The organism is Streptomyces corynorhini (assembly GCF_003346515.1).
GTDB lineage: Bacteria > Actinomycetota > Actinomycetes > Streptomycetales > Streptomycetaceae > Streptomyces > Streptomyces corynorhini.
The window spans coordinates 1-8689 of sequence record NZ_QQNA01000101.1 but is presented as its reverse complement, the minus strand read 5'-3'; the positions used below and the strand labels follow the sequence as shown (position 1 = coordinate 8689).

At 72.9% G+C, this 8689-nt stretch carries 6 protein-coding genes; 3 read left to right on the top strand and 3 right to left on the bottom strand.

The window, feature by feature from the left end; genetic code table 11:
- The 3 genes from DVH02_RS14400 to DVH02_RS14385 form a co-directional block, all read right to left on the bottom strand.
- A partial coding sequence (locus DVH02_RS14400; RefSeq protein WP_114624209.1) for a RiPP maturation radical SAM C-methyltransferase occupies positions 1–1537 on the bottom strand: 1537 nt, incomplete at its 3' end.
- 337 nt (positions 1538–1874) lie between these two features.
- Entirely contained in the window at positions 1875–3995 is a 2121-nt protein-coding gene (locus DVH02_RS36095; protein ID WP_233518225.1) for an alpha/beta hydrolase family protein, read from the bottom strand.
- On the bottom strand, positions 3992–5428 hold the full coding sequence (locus DVH02_RS14385) for an MFS transporter (RefSeq protein WP_114624208.1): 1437 nt from the start codon (positions 5426–5428) through the stop codon (positions 3992–3994). The genes DVH02_RS36095 and DVH02_RS14385 overlap by 4 nt, the downstream gene beginning before the upstream one ends.
- Positions 5429–6620: 1192 nt before the next feature.
- Between DVH02_RS14385 and DVH02_RS14380 the strand changes: the two genes are divergently transcribed.
- The 3 genes from DVH02_RS14380 to DVH02_RS14375 form a co-directional block, all read left to right on the top strand.
- A complete protein-coding gene (locus DVH02_RS14380; RefSeq protein WP_114624207.1) occupies positions 6621–7865 on the top strand; it encodes an NAD(P)/FAD-dependent oxidoreductase in 1245 nt (414 codons plus the stop codon).
- 304 nt (positions 7866–8169) lie between these two features.
- Positions 8170–8304 carry a hypothetical protein gene (locus DVH02_RS36740; RefSeq protein WP_267899058.1) on the top strand — a complete coding sequence of 45 codons (135 nt, stop codon included), beginning with the start codon at positions 8170–8172 and terminating at the stop codon, positions 8302–8304.
- Positions 8301–8689, top strand: a 389-nt coding sequence (locus tag DVH02_RS14375; protein WP_114624206.1) for an FAD-dependent oxidoreductase, incomplete at its 3' end; no start/stop codon positions are given. The genes DVH02_RS36740 and DVH02_RS14375, both read left to right, overlap by 4 nt.

Genomic DNA, 8689 nt, shown 5'->3' with positions numbered 1-8689 from the left:
CTTCGAGGCACCGGAGCGCGGCGTTGAGCGCGGTGACCGTGGGTTTGCCGATGCCGCGCTCCGGTGCCTCGAAGACGTAGGCGAGGCCGTACAGTTCCTCCTCCGGCAGGTCGTAGGTGAAGCGGTAGTGGGCTTCCGGGCGCAGGCCGGAGAAGCCCAGCTCGGGCCGGTTGAAGTAGGGGCTGAACCGTTCGATGGCGATCCGGGCCGAGAGGTCGACCGGCGGGTTGAGGTGTTCCAGCGCCGCTATCTGCGCGATGACCGGGTCGTAGTCCTCCGCGCTCTCGCCGGGGAAGCCGTGCAGATAGTTCCAGGACACCGACAGGCCGGTCTCGGCGCCGTCGCGGAGCATACGGACGTTCTGGCAGCCGCTGACTCCCTTGTCCATCAGGTCCAGTACGCGGCTGTTCAGACTCTCGATGCCCGGCTGCACGTAGATCAGGCCCGCGTCGGAGAGCGTACGGAGGTGGGCGCGGCGCATATTGGCCTTGATCTCGATGTGGAGCCGCAGGTCGAAGCCGCTCTCGATGATCCGGGGCAGGACGGTGGAGAGGTAGCCCATGTCGAGGATGTTGTCGACGACGTACATGTCCAGCACGCGGTGACGCCGGGCGAGATCCATGATCTCTTCGTAGAACGTGTCCGGGCTCTTGCTGCGGAACTGCATGAAGGAACCGTTGAGTCCGCAGAACGTGCAGTGGTGCTTCTCGCCCCACCAGCAGCCTCTGGCCCCCTCGACGACGAGCTTGGGTTCGACCCAGTTGCGGGCGACGGAGGCGCCGAGGCGTTCGAAGTAGCCGCTGTAGTCGGGCGGCAGGATGGTGGCGGGCGGCAGGGGACTGGTGGCCATCGCGTTGGCGGTGCTCACACCGTCCGGGCCGTGGTGGCACAGCCCGGCGACGGTGGAGAGGTCCGGGTGTTCCGCACCGAGCGCGGACAGGAGCCGGGGAAACGCGGCTTCGCCCTCGCCCCGGATCACGTAGTCCACGAACGGGAAGTTGCGGTGGACGGTCGCGCCCTGCTCGCCGTCGCAGTTGGCGCCGCCGACGACGGTCACGATGTGCGGCGCGAGCCGTTTGACCTGGCGGGCGGCCGCGAGTGCGGCGGTGTTCTGCTGGAACGTGGAGGTGAAGCCCACGACATCGGGTGCCTCGTCGACGATCCGCCGGGCGATCTCCGCCACGAACTCCGGTACCAGCCGGTGCAGGTCGCGCGTCATGCGCATCCGGGACGCGCCGAGCTTCCCCTTCATCGCGGCGGTGAACTCGTCGTCCCGCCAGTCCGGGTCGTCGTAGAGGGCGGAGGAGAAGACCCAGTCGCCGCAGCCCATGAAGTAGGAGGCCAGCGCGTAGTACTCGTAGTCCTCGGCGGTGAACTCCATGCGCCGCGTGATCCAGTCGGTGAATTCGAGGTTGGCGTGCAGGACTTCGGCACTGCCGTCCGGCACGTGCTCGTCCACACTCCGCTTGAGGATTCCCAGGGCCAGCGACGGAAGGTCGATGGGCGACCAGGGCATGTTGACCAGCAATACGCGCATTTCAGCTCCTCGTGGGACGACCGGATGACGGAAGACGACCGGATGACGGAAGACGGAAGACGGAAGACGGGGGACGGGAGGCCGGGCTGATCGGGCGATCGGTCCGGATGGTGGCGCCCGCCCGCCACGGTCGGATTGCCACCGTCGGATCGCCCTCATCGGATCTGACAACCCCGTCGCGAGGGAATTCCCCTGGTGGCGGGGGGACCGGCCGGCCCGGCATTCGGTGGCCGCCGGGCCGGCCGGCGAGGATCAGTCCTCTTCCGCGTCTTCCGCGTTGCGGAACGGGATGGTGACCGTGACGCCGACGCTCGGCTTCCGGTTCTCCTCGTCACCCTCAAGCGGGTCGTTGTGGATGATGTCCTTCTGCATGGGCGGTTCTCCTCTCGGTGTGTTCGGCGGTACCTGTCCCGGCCACCGCCGCGGTACGGATGCGGCCGGAATCCCCCCTCCGGTCGGCGGGGGGCGTCTTGGGGACGCGGTGTGTTCCGCGCGTGCCGCGCAGCTCGCGGTCGAGGAAGACCACGGCGCGGCGCAGTACGGCGACGTGGTCGCCGCCCTCGTAACCGTCGTGCCCGCTGTCGAGCCACATCGACTCGTGACGGGCTCCCGCGGCCACCAGCGCGGCGAGATAGCCGCGCACCTGGCCCGGCGGGCACTTGGCGTCCCGGGTGGCGGCCACGACCAGCAGCGGTGCCCGCACGCGCGCGGCGTACCGGATCGGCGAGCTGCGGGCGTACGCCTCGGGCACCTCGTCGGGCGTGCCTCCGTACAGGCGTTCGTCCAGCGTGCGCAGCGCGGACGTGGTGGTGCGGTAGGCGGCGACGCCGTCGGCGACGGGCTTGACGGCCACGCCCGCCTGCCACAGCCCGGGGCGGGTGCCGAGGGCCAGCAGTGTGAGGTAGCCGCCCCAGGACGTACCCCAGAGTCCGACGGCGTCCGGGTGCGCCAGTCCGCGCGCGATCAGGTCGGCGCGTACGGCCACCAGGTCCTCCACCTGGGTGAGCCCCACGCCCGCGCCGAAGGCCCGGCGCCAGCGGGGGCCGTAGCCCGTGGAGCCGCGGTAGTTGACACGCGCGACGGCGAAGCCCGAGGCCACGAGCGAGTGCACGACGCCGTCGTAGGCGTCGCGGTCGTGGTCGGCGGGACCGCCGTGTACGAGGAGAACGACGGGTGGTGGCGCGCTCCGCCCCTCGGCCGCAGGCTCCCCGGCCGTCGGCTTCCCGGCCGTCGGCTTCTGGCTCGACCGTTCCTGGCTCGACCGTTCTCGGTTCGACCGTTCCCCGTTCGACCGTCCCTCGCTCGACCGCTCTTGGTTCGACCGTTCCTCGCTCGACCGGCTCTCGGAGACCTCGTCCTGCGGTAGTTCGGGTTTCCGAGGGAGTGCGGAACCCTCCGGCGGGCCGTGGCCCTCGGGCAGGCTGAGCCATGTGTGCACGGGGCCGTCCGGGGTCGGCGTCCACAGGTCGCGGTGGTCGCCCGGCACACGCCCCGGGACGGTGCCGAGGGCGGGCAGCGCGGTACCGGCCGTGGAGTGCATACGCGGCGGATGAGCGGTGTCCGTCCACAGGTAGTGCAGATCGCCGCCTGCGCGCGGAGCCGCGTCGAGCAGACTGCCGGGCGGTGTCGGCACGCGCGTGAGGGTGCCGGTGTCGAGGCGGGCCCGGTGCAGTGTGCTGCGGCCGTGGCGGTCCTCGCGGATCAGGACGGTGCGTCTCTCGTCCTCGTCCGGATACCAGCGGGCGGTGATCTCGCTGTCGAACGCGCACCACGGGTACGTACGGATCCCGGTCTCCGGCCGCCAACTGGACAGCAGATAGCGGTCGTCGGTCTCGCGCACCAGCAGCAGTTCGTCGCGTTCCGCGGTGGGCGCGAAGCCGAGCGACCAGAGTCTGCCGTGCTCTCCGGAGCCGGAGAGCACGGCGCGTGGTGTGCCGTCCGTGGCCAGGACGGTCACCGCGTGCGCGGAACCGGCGGGGCCGCCGATCGCCAGCAGGCCGGCCCCGGCGGTGATCCCGGACAGTGTGGCGTGCCGGTCGACGCGCGTCACCTCGCGCGCGGGAGCGCCGCGCCGGCCCAGGTGGACGGAGGTCGCCCGGCCGTCCCCCAGCCCGATGGCGACGATCCCGTCGTCGCTCACGGCCAGGCCGCGCGGTGTACCCGGTGGCACACCGGTCAGTCCGGGGAGGTCGGGGCCGCCGCGGAAGGGCTGGAACCGCCAGTGCCCCGCGCCGTGCGCGTCCTCGTCGAACCACCACACGTTCGCGTCGCGGTCGATCGTTCCGTGCGCGGTGCCCCGCGGCCGGTCGGTGACCTGCCGGGCGCGCCCGGCCCCGGCGTCCCAGGCGAACACCTCGCACCGGCCGTCCGCGTCCGCGGTGAACGCCATCAGCGCCGGGTCGGCGGCGCAGACCTCGGGCAGGGCGGCGAGGTAGACCTGATAGCGCGAGCCGGTCACACGCCTCGCCCCCCGGAGCCGTCTCCCGCAGGGGCGCCCTTCGGCGCTGCGCCCGGCGCGCGTACGCGTTCCGCGCCGAGTGTCGTGTACAGAGCGAGCAGGGCCAGCACCGCGGCGGAGACGAGCGCGGGTACGGCGGCCCCCGCGTGAGCCGTCAGGAACCCGGCGAGCGCGGGCGCCACGGCGGCGGCTCCACCGGCCGCGGTGGCGAGCACGGAGCCCGCGCGGGCCTGCAGTCCGGGCGGCGTCCCCTGGATGGCCCGAGCCTGGAGGATGACGGTGGCCAGCGGCATGATCAGGCAGAACCCGCCGAACAGCGCGCCGTACGCCCACGGCCCCCCGGCCGTCGCGAGCGCGGCGGCGAGCGGGATCATGAGCCAGGACACCGTCACGACCGCCCGCACGGGGCTGAGTTCGCGCACCAGCCGGGGCGCGGCGAGCGAACCGGCGAGTCCGGCGGCGCCGGACAGCGCCAGTACCAGCCCCATGGGTGCGCTGCCGTGGCCGCTCGCCTGCAAGCTGAAGACGGCGTCGTAGTAGAGCGCGGCCAGTACTCCGTTGACGGTGGTGGTCCACACAAGTACCAGCCGCAGCAGGGGTGTCGTGCGGACGAGCCTCACTCCGGCGCTCGTCTCGGCGGCCAGCGCGGACCAGGTGCCGCGTGCGGACCGAGGTGCGGACCGTGGTTCGGACCGAGGTACGGGGCCGTCCTGGGCCGTGCTCCCGCCCGCCTCCGACCCGCCGTCGGCCGGGTCCACCGCGTCGGCCCGGTCCACGGCGTCGGCCCGCAGGTTCGAGCGCATGGCCCGGACGCACACGGCCGTGACGGCGTACGAGACGGCGTCCAGCACGAAGGGCAGCGCGCGTGAGACCTGGTACAGGATGCCGCCCAGAGCGGGGCCCGCGATCAGGGCGCCCCGGTCGCCCGCCTCCAGCCCGGCCACCACGCGCGGAAGGTCCCCGGACGTGGAGATCAGCGACACCGTGCCGCGCGCTGCCGCGTCGTAGCAGGCGGTGGCGGTGCGTTCCACGAGAACGGCCGCCAGCAGTTGGATCAGCGAAGGCCGTCCTTCCCCGACGGCCAGGGTCACGGCCACGGAGCCCATGGCGAGCGCCGAGACCACCGCCGACCAGAACATCACCCGCTTACGCGCGCCACGGTCGGCGGGTATGGCGACGAGCGGGCCGAGTACCAGACCGGTCGCCGTGGACACCCCGGCGACCAGCCCCACCACCGCGGGCGAGTAGCCCAGCCCGAGGAGCAGCAGCGGAAGGACGATCCCGGACGCCTGGCTGCCCAGGGAGTCGGCGGCGTTCGCGCACCAGAAGAGCCGCACGTCGCGGCTGGTGGGCCCGGTCTCCTCGATCAGCGCCGATGGAGCCGGAACGGCCTGGTCGCGCGAGGTCCCTGTGCCGGGAACAGAAGATCCCATGCCTCGCCCTCCCCGTTGCCGCCGTCACCCTCGAAGCCGCAGGCGAGATCGCATGCGACATAGCGTCACACTTCATAAAGATGCGTAGAAAAGGTGTAGGAATTGAAACGCTCGGGAGCTTAACCAGGCGGTGATGTGGAGGACAAGGGCCCCCGGACGAGGGCCGGTTCGATTTCGCACGAGCGTCGAGGGCCGCTCCGGGGCCCCGTACGGCGGCTTCGGGACCGGCGGTGGGTGCCGCGTCCGCCCTCCGCGATCACCACGCGGAGGGTGGCGAAGCCGGGCGGCGTCGGCGCGGCGCCCGGGGTTCCCCGCTTCGCTTTGGCATTCGCGGCGCCGAACGCGTCTTCCGGTCGGGCTGAGTCCCTGGGAGATCGTTGCCGACCGCGCCGGACATTTGACGGAATTCACCACTCTGTAGGGGAAGCGGCGGCTGAACTGCGCGGGGAACGGGGCGGGGTGCCGCCCACGGTCCGGCCGCGCCACGCGCCGCGACGCCCCGCCGTGCCCGCCCGGCACGGCCGCCACTCCCGCCGCCCGCCGCGTGGGCGGCCTTCCCGGTGGCGAACACGACCCCCGCCGCCGACGCCCCGCGCGCGGCGCACGCCCCCGGAGGGGAGGACTCCGGTGCAGGCGTCAGGGCCCCTCCGCTATCCGGAATCACGCTCACCGGATAGCGCGGGACCGACGGCGACGGCTCCAGTTATTGGCCGGAAACGTACGAGAGGCGAGCGAGAAAGAGACAGCGAAGGAGGCAGGGACGGAGACAGGGAAAGGGGCAGAGGAAGAGGTGGAGGAAGGGGCGGAGGAAGAGGCGGAGGCGGAGACGGAAGGAAACCCGAGAGCGTCTTCGCGATGCGGCGGCCCACCCTTTCCGGAGCGGATGGCCCATACCGGCTGCGGCGTCCGACCGTACCCCGGCCGCCCCCGGGGCGCCCCGCGGCGGGTACCCGCCGCGGGGGATGCCCGGCTCGCGGGGCTGCGGGCGGGTGGCGTGCCGACGACGAAGGTGCGTTTTTTGGTGTAAATGAATAGATATAGATAGGGAAGCGCGGGCGGGTACGGGCAGGTCCGGCTCTGCGCGGGTGTGACGCGGCGAAGGCAGCGAAGACAGCAAAAACAGCGAAGGCATTGAAGACAGCGAAGGCATTGAAGGCAGCGAAGGCATTGAAGGCATCGAAGGAAGAGGGCCATGACCGCTCGGCACCGTGGCAGTCCTGACATCGTCGTCGGTGCGGGGCTCGTCGGCCTGGCCTGCGCCCTGGACCTGTGCCGCGCCGGTCGGCGGGTCGTGCTGCTGGAGGCGTCCGACGCTGTGGGCGGCCGGATGCGCACGGACCAGGTGGACGGGTTCCTGCTGGACCGCGGCTTCCAGGTGTTCAACACCTCGTACCCGCAGGTGAAGCGGCGCCTGAACCTTCGGGCCCTGCGGCTGCGCCCGTTCACACCCGGGATCGTCGCGCACACCCCGACCGGTCCCGTCCGGCTGTCCGACCCGACCCGGCAGCCGGGGGAGTGGCGGGCGCTGCTGCCCGGACGGGCGCTGCCCGCCCGGGACCTCGCGGCGCTGGCGGCGCTCACCGCGCGGGACGCCCTGCTGCCCGTCGGCTCGATCGAACGGCGCCCTGACCGGTCCACCGCCGCCGCCCTGTCGCGCGCCGGGATGTCGGCCGGCACGGTAGACGAGATCCTGCGGCCGTTCCTCTCCGGTGTGTTCCTGGAGAACCGGCTGGAGACCTCGGCCCGCTTCTTCCATCTGGTCTGGCGGAGCATGGTCAGGGGCACGCTGTGTCTTCCCGCCGACGGCATCGGCGCCGTGCCCGCTCAGCTGGCGCGCGACCTGCCCGAAGGCGTGCTGCGCCTGGAGGCGCCCGTCGACGCGGTCACCGGCACGGGGGTCCTCCTGGCCGACGGCCGGGAACTTCCCGCGACCTCGGTGGTGGTGGCGACGGACGCGGCCCGCGCGGCCCTGCTGCTGCCGGGCCTGGCCGTGCCGCCCACGCGGACGGTCACCACGTACTACCACGCCGCCGCCCGCACCCCCCTGGCCGAGCCGACCCTCGTGGTGGACAGCACCGGCGCCGTCCTCAACACGTGCGTACCGACCGAGGTGGCCGCCACGTACGGGCCACCCGGCGCCGCGCTGGTCTCGACGTCCGTGCTGGGTCCCGACCGGCCCGGCAGGGAGCCGGAGGTGCGCCGACGCCTGGCCGAGCTGTACCGCACGGACACGAGCGGCTGGTGCCCGGTGGCCGACTACACCGTCGAGGGGGCGCTGCCCGCGATGGAGCCGCCCTGGCCGCCGAGCCGTACGACGCGCTTCGCCCGGGGCCGGTACGTCTGCGGAGACCACCGCGCGACGGGCTCGGTCCAGGGCGCTCTGGCGTCGGGCACGCGGGCGGCGCGGGAGGTGCTCGGCGATCTGGCGCGCGGATGACCGACGGCGACCGAGCAAGCCGCGTCCGGCGGCCGGACCGCGGACCGGACAGACCCGACAGACCCGACAGACCGGATCGACAGACCCGGATCGACCCGACAGACCGGATCGACCGGACAACCGGATAGAGGCGGATCGACCAGACAGACTCGGCGACCAGACAGACCCGGCGATCGGACAACCCGGCGACCGGACAGACCCGGCGACCGGACAGACCCGACGACCGGACAGACCGGGTGGGCCGGGCGGTGCCTTCCCGGCGGTGCCACGAAGAGGGTCGCCCCCCTGCGAACGGGAGACAGACGTGGACCTCAACGCGGCGCGTGAGCCGGTGGCCGGTGCGCCTGGTGACCTCGGCGGCGCCCTGACCGTGGCCGTCGCCGAGCCGCCGCGCACGGCACCGGACGCCACCCCCCTCGGCGAACGGCGCGTCAGGTGAGCCGCCCCGATGCCCCCTACCGCGAGGCGTGCGACGTCGTCATCGTCGGCGGTGGCGCGTCCGGACTCAGCCTCGCCCACCACCTGACGGCGACGGGCTCGCGCACCGTCACCGTCGTGGAGGCGCCCGACGGCCCCCGGCGGGCCCCGGAACGCACCTGGTGCTACTGGGAGCAGGGCACCGGCGACTTCGACGAGGCGGTGTGCGCCGCCTGGCCCCGGCTGCGCGTACACGGCACCGGCGGTGACACGCGCATCGTGGACCCGGCGCCCCTGAGCTACCGCATGATCCGGTCCTCAGTGTTCGAGCGGCTGGCCCATGCCCGGCTGGCCCGTTCCGCCGGCGGGCGCCTCCTGCGCGCGACGGCGGAACGGGCCAGCCGGGC